Source organism: Enterobacter sp. CCUG 70166, assembly GCF_020224095.1.
Taxonomy (GTDB): Bacteria; Pseudomonadota; Gammaproteobacteria; order Enterobacterales; family Enterobacteriaceae; genus Enterobacter; species Enterobacter intestinihominis.
This window is the reverse complement of sequence record NZ_NRIQ01000014.1, coordinates 26,266-44,487: the sequence shown is the minus strand read 5'-3', so window position 1 is coordinate 44,487 and position 18,222 is coordinate 26,266. Positions and strand designations below refer to the sequence as shown.

General features: G+C 60.1%; 20 protein-coding genes. 18 read left to right on the top strand and 2 right to left on the bottom strand.

The genetic code is table 11. The features are described from left to right. The first annotated feature begins 10 nt into the window (after positions 1–10). From CKK19_RS07040 to acpT, 14 genes are read left to right on the top strand one after another with little or no spacing between them, the layout of a single operon-like run. A complete protein-coding gene (locus CKK19_RS07040; protein ID WP_003861262.1) occupies positions 11–262 on the top strand; it encodes an acyl carrier protein in 252 nt (83 codons plus the stop codon). Beyond that, the gene (locus CKK19_RS07035) at positions 234–833 is read left to right on the top strand and encodes a hypothetical protein (protein WP_063853837.1); all 600 of its coding nucleotides are present in this window, start codon (positions 234–236) and stop codon (positions 831–833) included. The genes CKK19_RS07040 and CKK19_RS07035 overlap by 29 nt, the downstream gene beginning before the upstream one ends. Beyond that, positions 826–2,172: an AMP-binding protein gene (locus tag CKK19_RS07030; RefSeq protein WP_063853838.1), complete on the top strand. Its 1,347-nt coding sequence runs from the start codon at positions 826–828 to the stop codon at positions 2,170–2,172. The genes CKK19_RS07035 and CKK19_RS07030 overlap by 8 nt, the downstream gene beginning before the upstream one ends. After that, on the top strand, positions 2,159–2,509 hold the full coding sequence (locus CKK19_RS07025) for a (3R)-hydroxymyristoyl-ACP dehydratase (protein WP_022649683.1): 351 nt from the start codon (positions 2,159–2,161) through the stop codon (positions 2,507–2,509). The genes CKK19_RS07030 and CKK19_RS07025 overlap by 14 nt, the downstream gene beginning before the upstream one ends. After that, a complete protein-coding gene (locus CKK19_RS07020) occupies positions 2,500–4,191 on the top strand; it encodes a glycosyltransferase family 2 protein (RefSeq protein ID WP_045308781.1) in 1,692 nt (563 codons plus the stop codon). Before CKK19_RS07025 ends, CKK19_RS07020 begins: the two co-directional genes overlap by 10 nt. 3 nt (positions 4,192–4,194) lie before the next feature. Then, entirely contained in the window at positions 4,195–4,617 is a 423-nt protein-coding gene (locus tag CKK19_RS07015; protein WP_023298814.1) for an acyl-CoA thioesterase, read from the top strand. Next, entirely contained in the window at positions 4,614–5,219 is a 606-nt protein-coding gene (locus CKK19_RS07010; protein ID WP_063150766.1) for an outer membrane lipoprotein carrier protein LolA, read from the top strand. Before CKK19_RS07015 ends, CKK19_RS07010 begins: the two co-directional genes overlap by 4 nt. Further along, positions 5,188–7,509: an MMPL family transporter gene (locus CKK19_RS07005; RefSeq protein ID WP_063853839.1), complete on the top strand. Its 2,322-nt coding sequence runs from the start codon at positions 5,188–5,190 to the stop codon at positions 7,507–7,509. The genes CKK19_RS07010 and CKK19_RS07005 overlap by 32 nt, the downstream gene beginning before the upstream one ends. Continuing rightward, entirely contained in the window at positions 7,506–8,084 is a 579-nt protein-coding gene (locus tag CKK19_RS07000; protein WP_022651978.1) for a DUF3261 domain-containing protein, read from the top strand. Before CKK19_RS07005 ends, CKK19_RS07000 begins: the two co-directional genes overlap by 4 nt. A gap of 1 nt (position 8,085) precedes the next feature. Beyond that, positions 8,086–9,252: a beta-ketoacyl-[acyl-carrier-protein] synthase family protein gene (locus tag CKK19_RS06995; RefSeq protein WP_046620697.1), complete on the top strand. Its 1,167-nt coding sequence runs from the start codon at positions 8,086–8,088 to the stop codon at positions 9,250–9,252. Next, entirely contained in the window at positions 9,252–9,725 is a 474-nt protein-coding gene (locus CKK19_RS06990; RefSeq protein WP_045308798.1) for a 3-hydroxy-fatty acyl-ACP dehydratase, read from the top strand. The genes CKK19_RS06995 and CKK19_RS06990 overlap by 1 nt, the downstream gene beginning before the upstream one ends. Beyond that, positions 9,719–10,450, top strand: a complete 732-nt coding sequence (locus CKK19_RS06985) for a 3-ketoacyl-ACP reductase FabG2 (protein WP_063853840.1) — start codon at positions 9,719–9,721, stop codon at positions 10,448–10,450. The genes CKK19_RS06990 and CKK19_RS06985 overlap by 7 nt, the downstream gene beginning before the upstream one ends. After that, positions 10,447–11,676, top strand: coding sequence for a beta-ketoacyl-ACP synthase (locus tag CKK19_RS06980; protein ID WP_023298820.1), 1,230 nt, complete (start codon positions 10,447–10,449; stop codon positions 11,674–11,676). Before CKK19_RS06985 ends, CKK19_RS06980 begins: the two co-directional genes overlap by 4 nt. Positions 11,677–11,678: 2 nt before the next feature. Next, the gene (acpT, locus tag CKK19_RS06975) at positions 11,679–12,272 is read left to right on the top strand and encodes a 4'-phosphopantetheinyl transferase AcpT (protein WP_022649693.1); all 594 of its coding nucleotides are present in this window, start codon (positions 11,679–11,681) and stop codon (positions 12,270–12,272) included. A 59-nt stretch (positions 12,273–12,331) separates the two neighbouring features. Here the strand turns inward: acpT and CKK19_RS06970 are convergent, their stop codons facing one another. Further along, entirely contained in the window at positions 12,332–12,838 is a 507-nt protein-coding gene (locus CKK19_RS06970; protein WP_022649694.1) for a phenolic acid decarboxylase, read from the bottom strand. 99 nt (positions 12,839–12,937) lie between these two features. Here CKK19_RS06970 and CKK19_RS06965 point away from each other — a divergent pair, with 99 nt between their 5' ends. The 3 genes from CKK19_RS06965 to CKK19_RS06955 all read left to right on the top strand — a co-directional run bounded on the left by CKK19_RS06965 (position 12,938) and on the right by CKK19_RS06955 (position 15,415). Beyond that, positions 12,938–13,819 carry a LysR family transcriptional regulator gene (locus CKK19_RS06965; protein ID WP_023298821.1) on the top strand — a complete coding sequence of 294 codons (882 nt, stop codon included), beginning with the start codon at positions 12,938–12,940 and terminating at the stop codon, positions 13,817–13,819. 32 nt (positions 13,820–13,851) lie between these two features. Further along, entirely contained in the window at positions 13,852–14,646 is a 795-nt protein-coding gene (locus CKK19_RS06960) for an SDR family NAD(P)-dependent oxidoreductase (protein WP_022649696.1), read from the top strand. Between the two features lie 106 nt (positions 14,647–14,752). Beyond that, entirely contained in the window at positions 14,753–15,415 is a 663-nt protein-coding gene (locus tag CKK19_RS06955; RefSeq protein ID WP_063201337.1) for an HAD family hydrolase, read from the top strand. Positions 15,416–15,498: 83 nt separating this feature from the next. Here the strand turns inward: CKK19_RS06955 and CKK19_RS06950 are convergent, their stop codons facing one another. Next, a complete protein-coding gene (locus CKK19_RS06950) occupies positions 15,499–16,524 on the bottom strand; it encodes a TerC/Alx family metal homeostasis membrane protein (RefSeq protein ID WP_063853841.1) in 1,026 nt (341 codons plus the stop codon). 328 nt (positions 16,525–16,852) lie between these two features. Between CKK19_RS06950 and CKK19_RS06945 the strand changes: the two genes are divergently transcribed. Next, complete coding sequence (locus CKK19_RS06945) at positions 16,853–18,187, top strand: MFS transporter (protein WP_045308786.1); 1,335 nt, start codon at positions 16,853–16,855, stop codon at positions 18,185–18,187. The last annotated feature ends 35 nt before the right edge of the window (positions 18,188–18,222 follow it).

Here is an 18,222-nt window from a genome sequence, read left to right as displayed (position 1 = left end):
AATGACCGCTATGACAGAACAACAAACGATTTATCAGGAAGTCTCTGCGCTTCTTATTACGCTGTTTGAAATCGCCCCGGAGGATATTACCCCTGAGGCACGGCTTTACGAGGATCTGGATCTCGACAGCATTGATGCCGTCGATATGGTAGTGCACCTGCAAAAGAAAACGGGCCATAAAATCAAGCCCGAAACCTTCAAAGCGGTGCGCACGGTGCAGGACGTCGTGGACGTTGTGGAACAGCTTCAGCGCGACGCGTAACGTGCGTTCGATTCCAGTTCTTCCCGCCCTGACGGGGCTGATGCTGCTGGCATGGCCGTTTTTGATCGGCTTCGGGCTGGCGAATAATAGCCTGCACGGGATACTGCCCGTGATGGCGCTGGTGCTGCTGTTACGCGTCTGCCAGGCCCGTCGGCAGGGCGGTCCCCTGCGTTATCTTTTCGTGAGCGTGGCGCTGGCTGGCATAGCGCTTTGCGCGGCGAGCTACGTCCTGCACGCGCACCAGTGGGTGCTGTTTTATCCGGTGGTGGTGAATCTGGTGATGCTGGTGGTGTTTGGTGGTTCGCTGTGGACGGCAATGCCTGTCGTTGAACGGCTGGCGCGCCTGCGTGAACCTGATCTCTCCCCTGTCGGGGTACGTTACACGCGCCGGGTTACCCAGGTCTGGTGCGGCTTTTTTATTATTAACGGGGCGATCGCGCTGTTTACCGTATTACACGCCGATATCCGTCTGTGGACGCTGTGGAACGGGATGATTGCCTATATCCTGATGGGCACGCTGATGGCCGGCGAGTGGCTGGTGCGACAACGGGTGATGAAAAACGATGCTTAACCCTCTCCCGCTTAGCCAGTGGCTCAGTGCGCCCCGCCCTGACGACACCCCTGTCGCCTGGCAGGACAACCATCTCTGGACGCTTGGCGATCTGCGCCACGACGTCACTCAGTTGGTCGACACGCTGCGTGATGAAGAAGGCGAGCGCTGGGCGCTGTGCATCGAAAACGGCTATCTGTTTATTGTCGCGCTGCTGGCGACGCTGCATGCGGGTAAAACGCCGGTCCTCCCTGGGCACAACCGGGCGGCGCAGCTTAACGAACTGCGGGCGCTGTTCAGCGGCGTCCTGAGCGACACCACGCTCGATTTTCAGGGGCGACAGCTGCGGGTGGCTTCCGCTCAGCGGGCAGGCCATCCCTTTTCACCGCTGCCTGCCATCGATGAGATGCGCACGATCGAGCTTTACACCTCCGGCTCGACCGGCACGCCGCAGCGGGTGAGTAAGCCGGTGGTCAGCCTGGATCGTGAGGCTCGTCTGCTGGCGGAACATTTTGGCGATCGTCTGGCAGGCTGTCACGTCGTCGCTTCCGTGGTGCTGCACCACCTGTATGGCCTGACGTTTCGTGTCGTCTTACCCATGGCGCTCGGCCTGCCGCTGCACGCCAGCCTGCTCAACTATGCCGAGCAGCTCTCTGCCCTTCCCGACGATAAACGCTATCTTTTCATCAGCAGTCCGGCGTTTCTCAAGCGGCTGGACGCGTCACTGACGCCGCCCCCCGTCAACCTACTCTTCTCCGCTGGCGGCGCGCTGCCCTGGCAGGAGGTCGCCGCGGTTCAGGCCTGGCTCAACGTCTGGCCGGATGAAATATACGGCAGCACAGAAACGGGGGTTATGGCCTGGCGCTACCGTCAGGAGGAAAGCATCCGCTGGCAGCCTTTCCCCGGCGTGACGTTTCACGGCGATCGCGTGACGTCGCCGCTGATCCCCGAGGCGGAGGGGGTCCTGCTGGATGATATCCTGCACTTCACGGCTGACGGGCAGTTCAGCCTCGTCGGGCGCCGCGGTCGGGTGGTCAAAATTGAAGATAAGCGCATTTCGCTCGATGACATTGAGCGCCGCCTGCTGGCGCTGGACGGCATCCGCGAAGCCGCCGCGCTGACGGTGACGCGCGGCGGGCGTCAGGGTATTGGCGTATTGCTGGTGCTGAATAAAGCGGTGCGTCAGCAACACGAACAGAGCAAAAAAGCGCAGGAGCTCGCCTGGCGTCGCGCCCTTCGCCCCTGGCTTGAACCGGTTGCCGTGCCGCGCTACTGGCGGATCGTTGATGAAATTCCGGTCAACAGCATGAACAAGCGCGTAACTGCGCAGCTACAGGAGTTGTTTCATGAAAATCCCTGAAATCGAACGCCGCGAGCCTGGCCCCGGGTATCTGGAGATAACCCTTTATCTTGATCCTGACCTGCTCTGGTTTAAGGGACATTTCGCCGTACAGCCGCTGCTGCCGGGCGTAGCCCAGCTCGACCGGGTGATGCATTACGCCGCCGCGCTGGCGCCGGGCTACCGTTTTCACAGTATTCAGAACGTAAAGTTCGCCGCCCCGCTGTTACCGGAGAACACGGTCACGCTGCTCCTTGCCTGGCAGCCCGAACGCCAGATGCTGACCTTTAGCTACCAGCGCCATGCGGGTAACGAGCGTCACACCGCCAGCAGCGGGAAGATTCGCTTATGTCAGTAACCTTCCGTCCCTGCGTCCTGATCCCGTGCTACAACCACGGGGCGATGATGGCTTCGGTGCTGGCGCGCCTGGCGCCTTTCGATCTGCCCTGTCTGGTGGTGGACGACGGCAGCGATGAAACCACGCGCCGCACGCTTGAAGCGCTGGCGGCGGATCGTCCGCAGGTCAAGCTGCTGCGCCTCGCCGAAAACAGCGGCAAAGGCGCGGCAGTGATGCAGGGGCTGAAAGCCTGTGCCGATCGCGGCTTCACCCACGCCGTTCAGGTGGACGCTGACGGCCAGCACGCTATTGAAGACATCCCCAAACTGCTGGCGCTGGCCGAACGCCATCCCGATGCGCTCATTTCCGGTCAGCCCGTTTATGATGACTCGATCCCCCGTTCGCGCCTGTACGGGCGCTGGATAACGCACGTCTGGGTCTGGATTGAAACCCTCTCCCTGCAACTGAAAGACAGCATGTGCGGGTTTCGCGTTTACCCGATAGCGCCGGTAATGCGCCTGGCGGCGGGCACGCCGCTCGGCAGGCGGATGGATTTTGATACTGAAGTGATGGTGCGCCTCTACTGGCAGGGCAACACGAGCTATTTTCTGCCCACCCGCGTGACCTATCCGCCGGACGGGGTATCCCATTTCGATGCCCTGAAAGACAACGTGCGCATCTCGTTGATGCATACCCGTCTGTTTCTCGGCATGCTGCCGCGCATTCCTTCCCTGCTGATGCGTCGCCGCTCGCAGCACTGGGCGCAGCAGCAGGAGGTGAAAGGATTATGGGGCATGCGCCTGATGCTGCGCGTCTGGCAGTTGCTGGGGCGAAAGGCGTTTACCATCCTGCTGTGGCCGGTTACGGCCGTCTACTGGCTGACCGCCCGCGCTGCGCGTCAGGCGTCGCAGCAGTGGCTGACGCGGGTTAAAACGGTGATGGCACAGCGGCAAATGCCGCAACCCGTACGGCTTAACAGTTTTTCCCACTTCCTGCGCTTCGGTCATGCCATGCTGAACAAAGTGGCCAGCTGGCGCGGCGAAATGAAGCTTCATCGCGATCTGGTCTTTGCGCCAGGCGCGCAGGAGGCGCTGGGTCTTGACGATCCTCAGGGCAAACTGCTGCTCGCGTCGCATCTTGGCGATGTGGAAGCCTGCCGGGCGCTGGCCCAGCGCGAAGGGGCGAAAACCATCAACGCGCTGGTCTTTAGCGACAATGCTCAGCGTTTTAAACAGGTGATGGAGGAGATGGCGCCGCAGGCGGGCATTCACCTGATGCCGGTCACCGACATTGGCCCGGAGACCGCCATCCTCATTAAAGAGAAGCTGGATCGCGGCGAGTGGGTGGCGATCGTGGGCGATCGCATCGCCGTCACCCCGCAGCGCGGCGGCAGCTGGCGGGTGATATGGAGCGAATTTATGGGCCAACCCGCGCCGTTCCCGCAGGGACCGTTTATTCTGGCGTCCCTATTGCGCTGCCCGGTGGTGCTGATTTTTGCCCTCTGCCAGCAGGGAAAGCTGACCCTGCACTGCGAGCCGTTTGCCGACCCGCTGCTGCTGCCGCGCGGCGAACGCCAGCAGGCGCTACAGCAGACCGTCGATCGCTATGCGCAGCGGCTGGAGCATTACGCGCTCTTGTCGCCGCTCGACTGGTTTAATTTTTTCGATTTCTGGCAGCTGCCAGAGGTCAACGAGAAGGAGTAAAGGGTGCTGACCGATCCCCGCTTTACGGCTGAAGTTGAAATCACCGTGCCGTTCCACGACGTCGATATGATGGGCGTGGTGTGGCACGGCAACTATTTCCGCTATTTTGAGATTGCCCGCGAAGCGCTGCTCAACCAGTTTGATTACGGCTATCGCCAGATGAAAGCGTCCGGCTACGTCTGGCCGGTGGTGGATACCCGTGTGAAATACCGCGACGCGGTGACCTTCGAGCAGCGCATTCGCGTCCGCGCCCGCATTGAAGAGGTTGAAAACCGTCTGCGCATCGCCTATCAAATCTTCGACGCGCAAACCGGGAAACGCACCACCACCGGCTACACCATTCAGGTGGCGGTGGAAGAAGCAAGCCGGGAGATGTGCTTTGTCAGCCCGGCCATTCTGTTCGAACGCATGGGGATCGCGCCATGAAGTGGATAACGCTACTCGCGCTGCTGGTAAGCCCGCTGGTGAACGCGGTCACGCTGGATGAACTGCAACAGCGGTTTGCGGAGCAACCGGTGGTGCGCGCGCACTTCGAACAGACCCGCACGATCAAGGACATGCCTCAGCCCCTGCGCTCGCAGGGGGAGATGCTGATCGCCCGTGACAATGGCCTGCTGTGGGATCAAAAAGCGCCGTTCCCGATGACGCTGCTGCTGGATGACAAACGGATGGTGCAAATCGTCAACGGTCAGCCGCCGCAGACCATTACCGCCGACACTAACCCGCAGATGTTCCAGTTCAACCATCTGCTGCGGGCGCTGTTCCAGGCCGACCGCAAGGTGCTGGAAGAGAACTTCCGCATCGATTTCAAAGACCTGGGCGAAGGCCGCTGGTCGCTGGTGCTGACGCCTGTCACCACACCGCTGGACAAGATTTTCGCCACCCTTGATTTGCAGGGCGCGATCTATCTGGAATCCATTCGCCTGAACGATAAGCAGGGCGACACGACGGATATCGCCCTCTCCCGCCACCAACTGACGCCCGCCCGCCTGACCGATGCAGAACGCCAGCGCTTTGCCGCACCGTAACGCTCTGCGCCCGGCGCTGCTGTGGGCCGCGGTATGCCTGATCCTGCTGGGCGTGCTGCTGTCGCTGCTGCCCGGCGCGCGGCTGAACAGCAGCGTGCTCGCCATGCTGCCGAAACAGACGCTCGGCGCGATCCCTCCCGCCCTCAACGACGGATTTATGCAGCGCCTCGACCGCCAGCTCATCTGGCTGGTCAGCCCTGGTAAACAGCCGGACCCGCGCGTGGCGCAGCAGTGGTTAACCCTGCTGCAACGCAGCCAGGCGCTGAGTGTCGTAAAAGGTCCGCTGGATGCCGCCGGGCAACAGGCCTGGGGAGATTTCTTCTGGCAGCACCGCAATGGCCTGGTCGATCCGGCCACCCGCGCCCGCCTGCAAAACGGCGGTGAAACGCAGGCTCAGTGGATCCTGTCCCAGCTCTACTCCGCCTTTTCCGGCGTGAGCGGCAAGGAGCTGCAAAACGATCCGCTGATGCTGATGCGCGGCGCGCAGCTCGCGCTGGCGAAGAACAGCCAGAAGATGCAGCTGATGGACGGCTGGCTGGTGACAAAAGATGCGGCCGGGAACTACTGGTATCTGCTGCACGGCGAGCTGGCAGGCTCGTCGTTTGACATGCAGCAAACCCACCAGCTGGTGACCACCCTCAACGCGTTGCAGCAGACGCTGAAAAGCCAGTATCCACAGGCGCAGCTGCTCTCGCGCGGGACGGTGTTCTACAGCGATTACGCCAGCCAGCAGGCTAAAAAAGATATTTCCACGCTCGGCGTCGCCACGGTGCTCGGGGTGATCCTGCTGATTGTGTCGGTGTTTCGCTCCGTGCGTCCGCTGCTGCTGAGCCTGCTCTCCATTGCCATCGGCGCACTGGCGGGGACGGTCGTGACGCTCCTGCTGTTCGGTGAGCTGCACCTGATGACGCTGGTGATGAGCATGAGCATCATCGGCATCTCGGCGGACTATACGATTTACTACCTCACGGAGCGGATGGTGCACGGCGCGGAACACTCGCCCTGGCAAAGTCTGGCAAAAGTGCGTAACGCGCTGCTGCTGGCGCTGCTGACTACCGTCGTGGCGTATCTCTTCATGATGCTGGCCCCCTTCCCCGGCATTCGTCAGATGGCGGTGTTCGCCGCCGCAGGGCTGAGCGCCTCGTGCCTGACGGTAATTTTCTGGCACCCGTGGTTGTGCCGTGGCATGCCGGTTCGCCCGATCCCCCTGAGAGGGATGATGCAGCGCTGGCTGAACGCCTGGCGCGACAGCAAAGCCCTCTCCGTCGGGCTGCCGGTAGCACTGGCGCTGCTCTCCGCCATCGGGATCGCCAGCCTGCGGGTGGATGACGATATCGCCCGGCTTCAGGCGCTGCCGCAGGACATTCTGGCGCAGGAAAAAACCATCACCGCCCTGACCGGGCAAAATGTCGATCAGAAGTGGTTCGTGGTGTATGGCGCGTCGGCTCAGGAAACGCTGGAGCGGCTGGAGGCGTTTATCCCAGCGCTGGCGCAGGCGCAAAAAGCCGGAGAATTAACCCGCTGGCGCACCCTGCCGCTGAACTCGCTGGCGCGGCAGAACAGCGATCTGCAACTTCTGCGTAACGCCGCGCCGACGGTGACGAAAATGCTGCAAAGCACGGGGCTGAATGCCGTCGCCCCGAATCTGAACGCCATGCCTGTCAGCGTGGAGGCGTGGCTCGCCAGCCCGGCCAGCGAGGGCTGGCGTTTGCTGTGGCTGACGCTGCCGGACGGCAAAAGCGGTGTGCTGGTCCCGGTCGATGGCGTCAGAAACAGCGCTGCGCTCGGTGAGCTGGCCGCCCGCCATCCCGGAGTCGTCTGGGTTGACCGTAAGGCCAGCTTCGACAGCCTGTTTGCACTCTACCGCGCGCTGCTGACGGGGCTGCTGGGCGTGGCGCTGGCGGTGATAGCCTGCGGCGCGGTGGTGCGCCTCGGCTGGCGAAAAGGGCTGGTGGCGCTGGTGCCGTCCGTGCTGTCGCTGGGCGGCGGGCTGGCGGCGCTGGCCGTGACGGGCCATCCGGTGAACCTGTTTTCCCTGCTGGCGCTGGTGCTGGTCCTCGGCATTGGCATCAACTACACGCTGTTTTTCAGCAACCCGCGCGGCACGCCGCTGACCTCCATGCTGGCGATTACCCTCGCCATGATGACCACCCTGCTGACGCTGGGGATGCTGGTGTTCAGCACCACTCAGGCCATCAGCAGCTTTGGCATTGTGCTGGTGATCGGTATCTTCACCGCGTTCCTGCTCGCCCCGCTGGCGATGCCGACTAACAAAGAGAACTTACCATGACCCGTTTCATTCGCCTGGCGGCAGTGATGATGGCCCTGTTGCTGGCGGGGTGTAGCCATACGACGAACCGCGATGACGCGCGCCCTCAGGCCTGGCTCCAGCCCGGCACCCGCGTCACGCTGCCACCGCCGGGCATCACGCCTGCCATCCGCGCGCAGCAGTTGCTTACCGGCAGTTTTAAAGGCCAGACCCAGTCGCTGCTGGTGATGCTGAACGCCGATGGAAATAAAGTGACGCTTGCCGGCCTCTCCTCCGTCGGGATCCGCCTGTTCCTCGCCACCTACGACGACACCGGGATCCACACTGAGCAGTCGGTTGTGATGCCGCAGTTGCCGCCCGCCAGCCAGGTGCTGGCCGACGTGATGCTCAGCCACTGGCCGCTCAGCGCCTGGCAGCCGCAGTTGCCGAAAGGCTGGACGCTGAACGATACTGACACCAGACGCGAACTGCGCAACCCCGATGGCAAGCTGGTCACGGAAATTGCCTACCTGAACCGTAACGGCAGGCGCGAACCGATTAGCATTGTGCAGCACGCTTTTCACTACCACATCACCATTCAATATCTGGGTGACTGAGATGATTTACCTTTCTGCCGTTGGCATGGTCAACGCGCTCGGCAACTCGGCTGATGAAATAGCGGCAAACCTGAACGCTGGCGTGGCCCCCGGGATGCGCCAGCGTGCGGGCTGGCTACAGGGCTTACCCGAGGCCGTGCTGGGCGGGGTGGAGGGTGATCTTCCCCCTGTTCCCGGGTCTTTTTCTGCGCATCGAAGTCGCAACAACCAGCTGCTGCTGGCGGCGCTGGCGCAAATCCGGCCCGCCGTCGATGCGGCCATTGCGCGCGTGGGGCGCGACCGCGTGGCGGTGGTGCTGGGCACCAGCACCTCCGGACTGGACGAGGGTGATGAGTACGTGCGCCGCGCGCAGAACGGCGAGCGCAGCCCGCAGTGGCAATATCCGCAGCAGGAGCTGGGCGATCCGTCGCGCTTTCTCGCCAGCTGGCTTGCGCTGGACGGCCCGGCGTATACCATCTCGACCGCCTGCTCCTCCAGCGCACGGGCGATCATCAGCGGCCGTCGCCTGATCGACGCCGGTCTGGTGGACGTCGCCATCGTCGGCGGGGCCGACAGCCTGAGCCGAATGCCGGTCAACGGCTTCAACAGCCTGGAATCCTTCTCCCCGACCCTGTGCGAACCGTTTGGCCGCAACCGTCGGGGGATCACCATTGGCGAAGCGGCAGCATTGATGGTACTGACCCGCGAGCCGGGCGAGATTGCGCTCCTGGGCGCGGGGGAATCCAGCGATGCGTACCATATTTCCGCCCCACATCCGCAGGGCGAAGGGGCGATCCGCGCCATCACCCAGGCGCTGAACGAGGCGGGCATGACGGCGGCGGACGTCGGTTATATCAACCTGCACGGCACCGCCACGCCGCTGAACGATCGCATTGAGGCGCAGGTGATCCACGATCTCTTTGGCGACCGCGTGCCGTGCAGCTCCACGAAACATCTTACCGGCCACACGCTGGGCGCCGCGGGGATCACCGAGGCCGCCCTGAGCTGGTTGATCCTGACCCGAGACCTGCCGCTGCCGCCGCAGGATTTTTCCCGCTACGCGCCGGACGACACCCTGCCCGCCTTCGGCCTACTGCACCAGAGCGCACCGCTGAATAAACCAGTGATCCTGTCAAACTCTTTCGCGTTTGGCGGCAACAACGCCAGCCTTCTGCTGGGGAGAGTATGATGCGCTACTTACCACCCGGGGATTATCTTCCTCACGACACGCCGATGATGCTGCTTGAGAGCGTGGAAAGCGTCACCGATGACCGCGCCGTTTGCAGCGTGACGGTGAACGAACGGGGCGTTCTGGCGCCGTTTCTGGACGCAGGCGGCAACCTGCCCGGCTGGTTTGCGCTGGAGCTGATGGCTCAGACCGTGGGCGTCTGGTCTGAATGGCACCGGATGCAAAAAGGGCTGCCGCACTGTGCGCTGGGTATGGTGCTGGGCGCGCGCGAGCTGGTGTGCGACGCAGGGCATTTTGCCGCAGGCTGCACGCTGACCATCACCATCGAACGTCTGATGCAGGATGAGCGCTTTGGCAGCTTCGAGTGCACCATTCATGCGGATAATATTTCCCTCGCCACGGGCCGCGTAAACACCTTCCAGCCGAGCGAGGAAGAATTAACCACACTTTTTAACCAGGGAACACCATCATGAGATCCGTACTGGTCACCGGCGCCAGCAAAGGCATTGGCCGCGCTATCGCCCTTCAGCTTGCGGCGGACGGTTTCACCGTCGGCGTGCATTACCATCGTGATGAAGCGGGCGCGCAGGAGACGCTGGAGGCGATTGTCCAGGCAGGCGGCGCGGGCCGTTTACTCACCTTTGACGTGGGCAACCGCGAGCAGTGCCGTACGGTGCTGGAACAGGCGATCGCTGACCACGGCGCGTGGTATGGCGTGGTCAGTAACGCCGGTATTACCCGCGACGGCGCATTTCCGGCGCTCAGCGACGATGACTGGGACAGCGTGATCCACACCAATCTCGACAGTTTTTATAACGTCATTCATCCCTGCATTATACCGATGATCGGCACCCGCAAGGGCGGGCGGATCATCACCCTGTCGTCGGTGTCAGGCATTATGGGCAACCGTGGGCAGGTGAACTACAGCGCGGCGAAAGCCGGGATCATCGGCGCCACCAAAGCGCTCGCCACCGAGCTGGCAAAACGCAAAATCACCGTCAACTGCATCGCGCCGGGGCTGATTGATACCGGTATGATCGAGATGGATGAAGCCGCGCTGAACGCGGCGATGTCGATGATCCCGATGCAGCGTATGGGCCAGGCCGAGGAAGTGGCCGGGCTGGCGAGCTACCTGATGTCGGATAAAGCAGGCTATGTGACGCGACAGGTGATATCGATCAACGGAGGCATGCTATGACCCGCCGGGTAGTGATTACGGGTATGGGCGGCATCACCGCATTCGGCGAGGACTGGCCGACCATCTCGCGCCGTCTGCGCGAGTATGAAAATGCGGTACGTACCATGACGGAGTGGCAGGCGTATGACGGCCTGCAAACCCTGCTCGCCGCGCCGATTGAAGATTTCACCCTCCCCGCTCACTATACCCGTAAGCGCATTCGCGCCATGGGCCGCGTGTCGCTGCTCTCAACCCGCGCCACCGAGCTGGCGCTGGAGCAGGCGGGACTGATCGACGACGCGGTGCTGACCAACGGTCAGACCGGCATCGCCTACGGCTCGTCGACGGGCAGCACCGGACCGGTCAGCGAGTTTGCCTCCATGCTCACCGAAAAGCACACCCACAACATCACCGGCACCACCTACGTGCAGATGATGCCGCACACCACGGCGGTGAATACCGGACTGTTCTTTGGCCTGCGCGGACGGGTGATCCCCACCTCAAGCGCCTGTACCTCTGGCAGCCAGGCGATTGGCTACGCCTGGGAAGCGATTCGTCACGGCTACCAGACCGTGATGGTGGCAGGCGGCGCGGAAGAGCTGTGCCCGTCGGAAGCGGCGGTTTTCGATACCCTGTTTGCCACCAGCCAGCGTAACGACGCGCCCAAAACCACGCCGTCGCCGTTTGACGTTCAGCGCGATGGCCTGGTGATTGGCGAAGGGGCGGGCACGCTGGTGCTGGAAGCGCTGGATCACGCCAGAGCACGCGGGGCGACAATCTATGGTGAGATCGTGGGCTTTGCCACCAACTGCGATGCGGCGCACATCACCCAGCCCCAGCGTGAAACCATGCAGGTGTGTATGGAGCAGTCGCTGGCGATGGCGGGCCTTAGCCCTCAGGACATTGGCTACATTTCTGCCCACGGCACGGCAACCGATCGGGGTGATATCGCCGAGAGTCAGGCGACCGCCGCTATTTTCGGCGACAGCGTGCCCATTTCATCCTTAAAGAGCTATTTCGGCCATACCCTGGGTGCCTGCGGCGCGCTGGAAGCCTTGCTGAGTCTGCATATGATGCGGGAGGGCTGGTTCACGCCGACGCTCAATTTAAGACAACCGGATGAGCAATGCGGCGCTTTAGATTATATTATGGGGGAAACCCGCCCGATTGATTGCGAATTTATTCAGAGCAATAACTTTGCCTTTGGCGGCATTAATACCTCGATAATCATTAAACGCTGGGCGTAACTATGTACCAGTTTGTACTGGGAAAGATCTCCACCCTTAGCGCGGACCCCCTGGCGTCAACGCTCGCAGATATGGCACCTCAGGGTGCGCGATACGCTTCCTGGCTTGCAGGCCGGACGCTGCTCGCCAGAACTTTATCCCCCTCACCGCTTCCCGAGATAATCTACGGCGAGCAGGGAAAACCGGCCTTCGCTAACGGCCATCCGCTGTGGTTTAACCTGAGCCACAGCGGGGACGATATTGCCATGCTGATAAGCGATGAAGGCGAGGTTGGCTGCGATATCGAAGTGATCCGCCCGCGGGAGAACTGGCAGGCGCTGGCGAATGCCGTTTTCAGCCTCACCGAGCATGACGAGCTGGAGCGTGAAGCACCGGAAGAGCAGCTTTCCGCATTCTGGCGCATCTGGACGCGCAAAGAGGCGATCGTCAAACAGCGTGGCGGCAGCGCGTGGCAGATTGTCAGCATTGACAGCACCGCCCAGTCGCTCCCGGTCAGCCAGCTGCGCTTCGGCTCGCTGAGTCTGGCGGTCTGTACCCCTACGCCTTTCACCTTAACGGCGGAATCGGTGACTTACTCCGGTATTTCTGCGGCATAAAAAACGGCCATTCCGGTTAAAACCGAAATGGCCGTTGTGCATTTAACGCGTTGCTAAGCTTATTTTAAATTATCTGGAAAGTTTTTTGGCAACTCGCTGGCAGCACACGCAATAACGCTATCGTCATTCGCACCGCAGTCGCGTACAAAAGTAATCGTCGCAAATTCATCAATCACTTCGGTTGGATACGCTGGCCCGGCATCACGGTAGCTGTTCATCAGCGGAATGTGATCGTTCTGGAAGCAGACGGTTTTTTCCGGATTATTCATGACCCAGCGTGGGAAGAAGATGGTGCCGTGGAACAGGCGGTCGCCCAGGTTCACAATCAGGCTCACGTCGGTACCGGTTGGCTCCGTCCAGGAAATTTTATAGATGCTTTCCCCGACGCGGACAATGTAGGCCTGCTGATCTTTCACCCAACGATTGCCCACCAGACCACTGTGAATACGGTAGTCGAGCGTGTTCTCGTTTTTAACGTAAATTTCGTAGTTCCAGCCATTGTCGTAGGTATATACCAGATGTTTGCCGACGAAGCCGCTTAAATCATGTTTATCGAAGGTGCTCATAAGATGTCTCCTTTGTTTTGATGAGACGATCGTACCCCTTCAAAAAATGAATGAATAACGCTATGTTTGAATCAAATTCATCCAAAATTTAGATTAATCATGCACAAGACGACGCTCGAACAGTGGGCCTTGCTGGAAAGAGTCATCGAGGCTGGCAGCTTCGCTAAGGCGGCGGAAGAGACCCATCGCAGCCAGTCCTCGGTCAGCTATAACCTGTCGCTTTTGCAGGAGCGGCTGGGCGTAGCGCTCCTGATGACAGAGGGACGCCGTGCCGTGCTGACCCCGGCGGGTGAGCTGTTGCTGAACCAGGTTAAACCGCTGCTGAAAGCCTTCGCCTATGTTGAAACGCGCGCTGCGACCCTGCGCAGCGGGATGCGAACCCGTATCGACCTGATGGTAGACAGTATTTTTCCGCGCAGCCGGCTGTTCGCGATTTTGCGCCAGTTTCAGCAGCTGTACCCGCAAACGCAGGTGCGGCTTACCGAGGTGCTGGAAAACAGCCGCGCAGATGCGCTCAATGATGAGGCCGACGTGATGGTCTTAACCCGCCGCCAGGACATTACCGGCCTGGGCGAATGGCTGATGAATATCGATTTTGTTGCCGTCGCGCATCACGCGCACCCGCTGTTTGCGCTGGATACACCGCTTAACGACGAGATGCTTCGACCGTGGCCGCGCATTCAGATCGCAGACAGCCAGCCCACCGTTCGCCCCACCGGGGAGTCGTGGACATTCTCCACCATCGATGCCGCGATCGAAGCAGTGATGTATCAGGTTGGATATGGCTGGTTACCGGAAGAACGCATTCAGACCCCGCTCCAGCAGGGCATCCTCAAAATCCTGCCCCTCAGCCACGGCGTTCGACGCGCCACGCCGCTGCACCTCATCGTTAAACGCTCCCTCAGCCCGCTGGACGAGCAGGTTGAGACGCTGTTGCGCCTTTTTAAACAGGAGCCGTCATCGTCAACTGCTACGCTTTAAGTTTTGAACCATAAAACGACAAGGAGTGAACGATGAAAATCGATTTAACGGGGAAAGTAGCGCTGGTGACCGCGTCCACCGGCGGTATTGGGTTTGCCATCGCCCGCGGACTGGCGGAGAGCGGTGCGGAAGTGATCGTCAACGGGCGCAGCGTCGACTCGGTGAACAAAGGCATTCAGGCGCTCCAGCAGGTGGTGCCTGGCGTACAGGTCCGTGCCGCCATCGCCGACCTGAGCTCGCAGGAGGGCGTTGACGAACTGCTCAGGGTCGCCACGCACGTCGATATTCTGGTGAATAACGCCGGGATCTATGGCCAGCAGGATTTTTATTCCACCGACGACGAGACCTGGGAACGCTACTGGCAAACCAACGTGATGTCCGGCGTGCGCCTCTCCCGTGCCCTGCTGCCCGGTATGGTACAAAAAGGCTGGGGTCGGGTAGTGTTTATCTCGTCAGAATCGGCCTGCAATATTCCTGCGGATATGATCCACTATGGCGTGACAAAAACCGCCCAGCTCTCGCTGGCGCGCGGTCTGGCGAAGTTCGTGGCAGGCAGCGGCGTCACGGTGAACAGCGTGCTGCCGGGCCCGACAATGTCGGACGGTTTTGCCGCGATGATGAAAGACGAGATGGAGAGAACCGGCAAATCGCTGGAGCAGCTGGCGAAAGCGTTCGTGATGGAGAATCGCCCCAGCTCGGTTATTCAGCGCGCTGCAACGGTAGAAGAAGTGGCGAATATGGTGGTGTATGTCTGTTCCATGCAGGCCTCCGCGACTTCCGGCGCGGCGCTGCGCGTTGACGGTGGCGTGGTGGATGACATAGTTTGACCCGTCAGGCCACAGGTTCGAGAAAAAATGAGATCGGATAGAAGGACTGTGAAGGTAAAGCAGGTAAACTAGTGAACAGAATGTGTATTTCAGCTAAGACGTATTTATGACCAATATGATTGCCGACGAAGCCGTGGCGAAGTCCAGCGTGCTCTCTGTCTTTGACTTTGATGGTACGTTGACGCACCACGACAGTTTTATTCCGTTCCTGCGCTTTGCCTTTGGCAAGCGCTACTTTGCGGGTCGCCTGGTGCGCATGGCCCTGCCCACGCTGCACTGCGTGCGTCGCAAGCTGACGCGTGATGAGCTGAAAGAGGTGTTGATCAAAACCTTCCTGACGGGGGTGGATGAGCACTGGTTACGTCAGCAGGCAGAGGCCTTCTGTGAAAAATACTGGAACAAGCTGATGCGCCCGGAAGGGGTCATGGCTGTCGCCAACGAAGTTAATTCCGGTGCGGAAGTGACGATTTGCTCCGCCTCCCCGGCGCTGGTATTGCAGCCGTGGGCCGATAAGCTCGGCATTAAGCTGATTGGCACGCAACTGGAAGTGAAAGACGGCAAGCTGACCGGGCGGATCACCGGCAACAACTGCCGCTGCGCGCAGAAAGTGGCGAGGCTGGAAAAGGTGTATGGCGATCTGAACGCATATCACCTGCGCGCCTGGGGCGACACGCGTGGCGACCACGAGCTGCTGGCGGCGGCGCAGGATCCGCACTGGCGCCATTTCCATCATCCGCGCAAGCGCCGAAACTCACCGATAATAAAGTAGCCTTTTGCCGGGTGGCGGTTGCGCCTTACCCGGCCTACATCCCAATCGTAGGCCCGGTAAGCGAAGCGCCACCGGGCGATACATCAGGCCTCACGTTTCCCCGGGAACATCACGCTCGCAATAATCCCCAGCGCCAGTACCCCCAGCACCACAAACAGGCTTGCCGTGGCACCGATGTTATAACCGTGATGCCAGAAGTGATCGGTCGCATTCAGCCCCAGCTTGAACGCCACGAAGAACAGCAGTAACACTACCGCTTTCTCTAGATGCACCAGATACTGCTTCAGCGCTTCCAGCACGAAGTAGAGGGTACGCAGGCCGAGGATCGCGAACATCATGGAGCTGTAGATAATCAGCGGCTCGCGGCTGACGGCAATGATCGCGGGAACGGAGTCGAAGGCGAACATCACGTCGGACAGTTCTACCACCGCCACGCAGAGCAGCAGCGGCGTCGCGTAGCGCTTCGCCTTCTTCACACGACCTACCATCACATCCTTGTTTTCAGGCTTCTCCAGCTCGGCGTCCACCTCTTTTTGGGTCAGGATAAACGCGTGGCTGCTGATTTTTGGCCAGACCGGATAGAAGCGTTTTACCAGGCGGTACGCCAGATGGTTGGAGTAATCCTCGACTTCATCACTCTCGTCATTGCGTTTCAGCATCATCACCGCCGTCCAGCCGACGACCAGCGCAAAAATCACCTCAACGTATGGCCCCAGGCTCAGTAGGCTGGTGCCGATGGCAACAAAAATACCGCGGAACACAATCGCCCCCAGCACGCCCCAGTAGAGCACGCGGTGACGATACTTATCCGGCACGCCGAACCAGGCGAAGATCGCCATCATCACAAACAGGTTGTCGACGGAGAGCACCTCTTCCAGTGCATAGCCGGTGAGGAACAGACTGGCCATCTCCGCGCCGTGGTGCACGTATAAGAAGCCAGCAAACGCCATCGCCATCATGACCCAGAAGATGGACCACATGGCCGCGCTTTTCAGCGAGATCGGTTTATCGTGACGGTGCATGAAGAGGTCGATAAACATCGCCCCAACGGCCATCACCACAAAGACAACAACGGTTTCCGTCGGGAAACCGAGATGAGCAGCAGACATAGACAACCCTTTTAAGAAGACAAAACACAACACCATGCAGGCTGGCGTAAACCAGAAGTGAGAATGGGGGAGCGTGTTATTCGCCTATACCCCACAAAACCGCAGCGCTTTGGCTGCGCAAGGTGTGTACTTTACCTCACAACGAGGGGTGGCGCATCTGTCGTTTAGGCTCACGAGGTAAAGCCCGTTAACTGTGAGTCACGTCTTATTTACATCATTTAAACCTTCCATTAACTGGATAAAAAGAAGGCGCCGAAGCTATAGTGGTTTTGTTTAATAAAACCGAGTTGTACCTGATAAAACCAAGAACAGACCCTGCGAGGAACACATGACAGAACATATTCGTAATGGCACTGCCGCCACTGAGGACATAGAAAGAGAGACTATGCGCAAGGTGATCTGGCGTATCCTCCCGTTTCTGATAGTCAGTTATCTGGTCTCCATTATCGATCGCGGCAATATCGGCATGGCTTCGCTACAGATGAATGAGGATCTCGGTCTCAGCAAAGCGGCGTTTGGCTTCGCCAGTAGCCTCTATTTCGTGGCGTATTTTCTGTTTGAAGTTCCAAGCAATCTGGCAATGCAGAAAGTTGGCGCACGTCTGTGGATCCCCCGCATTATGATCAGCTGGGGGGTGGTATCCATGTGTATGGCACTGGTACAAAACACGACGTCGCTTTATATCGTGCGTTTTCTGCTGGGTGCCGCGGAGGCGGGCTTCTTCCCCGGCGTCGTACTCTTTCTGACCTGGTGGATCCCTTCCCGCTACCGTGCGCGAATTATCGCGTCCTTTATGGTCGCGATCCCGCTGGCCAATTTTATTGGCTCGCCGCTGTCCGGGTTGATTCTGTCGCTGGATGGATGGCTGGGTCTGCGCGGCTGGCATCTGCTGTTTATCATTGAAGGTTTACCCGCCGTCCTGCTGGGTATTGCCGCCTGGTTTGTTCTTCGCGATCGTCCGCACCAGGCTAACTGGCTTAACGCGGAACAGAAAAAATGGCTGGAAACGACGCTTGAAACCGAGCGTCAACAGCAAAAAAATATCGGACACCAGACGACATGGCAGCTGCTCAGGCATCGTCAAATCTGGCTGCTGGCGCTGATTTACGCAGGCGCGTCATCAGCGGGCACCACCATCAGCGTCTGGTCACCGCAGCTGCTGAAATCGTTCCACCTTGATAATCTGGAGACGGGTCTGTTCAACGCCATTCCTTACGGTCTGGCATCCGTACTGATGATTGTGTGGGGACGCAGTTCGGACCGAACCAACGAACGCCGCTGGCATACCGCTCTGACCCTTTTCATTATTGCCGCAGGCGTATTTGCCGCCTTTGTCAGCGTCTCTCTTTCCGCCACCATTGTTATCCTGAGCATCATGCTGATAGGGGCGTATTCAATGAAGGGGCCTTTCTGGGCGCTGGCGTCAGGCTGGATGAGCAGCACGTCGGCGGCTGCGGGCCTGGCTGCAATTGGCGCCATCGCTAACCTTATCGGCGGTGCGGTGATGGTCAACGCTTACGGTATTATCAACGAACGGACGGGTAGCCACACGCTGGCCATGCTTCCTCTGGCGGCGTTATGCGTCACGGGGGGTATCGCGGTATTGGTGATGGGACGCCAGGCCCGCAATGCTCAGTTGCATGAAAAGCAGGTCACCCATTAGACATAACAAAAGCGGGACGCACGTCCCGCTTTATG

Bases quoted from the DNA above. Each gene is read 5' to 3' on its own strand.
- CKK19_RS07040 (WP_003861262.1), top strand. From the start codon at position 11: ATGACAGAACAACAAACGATTTATCAGGAAGTCTCTGCGCTTCTTATT.
- CKK19_RS07030 (WP_063853838.1), top strand. From the start codon at position 826: ATGCTTAACCCTCTCCCGCTTAGCCAGTGGCTCAGTGCGCCCCGCCCT.
- CKK19_RS07025 (WP_022649683.1), top strand. From the start codon at position 2,159: ATGAAAATCCCTGAAATCGAACGCCGCGAGCCTGGCCCCGGGTATCTG.
- CKK19_RS07020 (WP_045308781.1), top strand. From the start codon at position 2,500: ATGTCAGTAACCTTCCGTCCCTGCGTCCTGATCCCGTGCTACAACCAC.
- CKK19_RS07010 (WP_063150766.1), top strand. From the start codon at position 4,614: ATGAAGTGGATAACGCTACTCGCGCTGCTGGTAAGCCCGCTGGTGAAC.
- CKK19_RS07005 (WP_063853839.1), top strand. From the start codon at position 5,188: ATGCAGAACGCCAGCGCTTTGCCGCACCGTAACGCTCTGCGCCCGGCG.
- CKK19_RS07000 (WP_022651978.1), top strand. From the start codon at position 7,506: ATGACCCGTTTCATTCGCCTGGCGGCAGTGATGATGGCCCTGTTGCTG.
- CKK19_RS06995 (WP_046620697.1), top strand. From the start codon at position 8,086: ATGATTTACCTTTCTGCCGTTGGCATGGTCAACGCGCTCGGCAACTCG.
- CKK19_RS06990 (WP_045308798.1), top strand. From the start codon at position 9,252: ATGCGCTACTTACCACCCGGGGATTATCTTCCTCACGACACGCCGATG.
- CKK19_RS06980 (WP_023298820.1), top strand. From the start codon at position 10,447: ATGACCCGCCGGGTAGTGATTACGGGTATGGGCGGCATCACCGCATTC.
- acpT (WP_022649693.1), top strand. From the start codon at position 11,679: ATGTACCAGTTTGTACTGGGAAAGATCTCCACCCTTAGCGCGGACCCC.
- CKK19_RS06970 (WP_022649694.1), bottom strand. From the start codon at position 12,838: ATGAGCACCTTCGATAAACATGATTTAAGCGGCTTCGTCGGCAAACAT.
- CKK19_RS06965 (WP_023298821.1), top strand. From the start codon at position 12,938: ATGCACAAGACGACGCTCGAACAGTGGGCCTTGCTGGAAAGAGTCATC.
- CKK19_RS06960 (WP_022649696.1), top strand. From the start codon at position 13,852: ATGAAAATCGATTTAACGGGGAAAGTAGCGCTGGTGACCGCGTCCACC.
- CKK19_RS06955 (WP_063201337.1), top strand. From the start codon at position 14,753: ATGACCAATATGATTGCCGACGAAGCCGTGGCGAAGTCCAGCGTGCTC.
- CKK19_RS06950 (WP_063853841.1), bottom strand. From the start codon at position 16,524: ATGTCTGCTGCTCATCTCGGTTTCCCGACGGAAACCGTTGTTGTCTTT.
- CKK19_RS06945 (WP_045308786.1), top strand. From the start codon at position 16,853: ATGACAGAACATATTCGTAATGGCACTGCCGCCACTGAGGACATAGAA.